At 70.1% G+C, this 605-nt stretch carries 1 protein-coding gene and 1 other annotated feature; the gene reads left to right on the top strand.

Translation table 11 applies throughout. From position 1 onward, the window contains the following. The first annotated feature begins 115 nt into the window (after positions 1-115). Positions 116-271, top strand: a sequence feature (AL1L pseudoknot). After that, positions 167-605: IS3 family transposase (locus ABD297_RS23625; RefSeq protein WP_344257623.1), on the top strand; the 439-nt coding region annotated here is incomplete at its 3' end. Its footprint overlaps the feature before it by 105 nt.

Here is a 605-nt window from a genome sequence, read left to right on the forward strand (position 1 = left end):
AGGTCGACGAGGGCCACCGCCCGGGCGTGACGAGCGCGGAGGCGAAGCGGATCGCTGAGCTCGAGCGGGAGGTCAAGGAGCTGCGCCGGGCGAACGAGATCCTGCGGACGGCGTCCGCGTTTTTCGCCGCGGCGGAGCTCGACCGCAAGCTGAAGTAAGCGCCAGAGTGCCGACTCGGGTGCTCGTGGAGTACATCGACGAGCACCGCGACCGGTTCGGGGTCGAGCCGATCTGCACAGCCTTGACGGCGGCAGGCACGCAGATCGCCCCGAGCACGTACTACGCGGCCAAGACCCGAGCCCCGTCGGCGCGGTCCGTGAGCGACGCCGCCACGACGACGCTGATCGAGAAGATCCACGCCGAGAACTACGGCGTCTACGGCATCCGGAAGGTCCATGCCGAGCTACGCCGGCAAGGCCATGCGGTGGCTCGCTGCACGACGCATCGGTTGATGAGATCCGTTGGCCTGCAGGGCGTGAGCCGGGCGAAGGGGCCACGCACGACGATCCCCGGCAGCGGCCCGGACACCCGCCCGGACCTGGTGCAGCGGGCGTTCACCGCCACGGCACCGGACCAGCTGTGGGTCGCGGACATCACCTACTGCC

The sequence above is a fragment of the Terrabacter carboxydivorans genome (assembly GCF_039532035.1).
In the GTDB taxonomy this organism is placed as follows: Bacteria; Actinomycetota; Actinomycetes; order Actinomycetales; family Dermatophilaceae; genus Terrabacter; species Terrabacter carboxydivorans.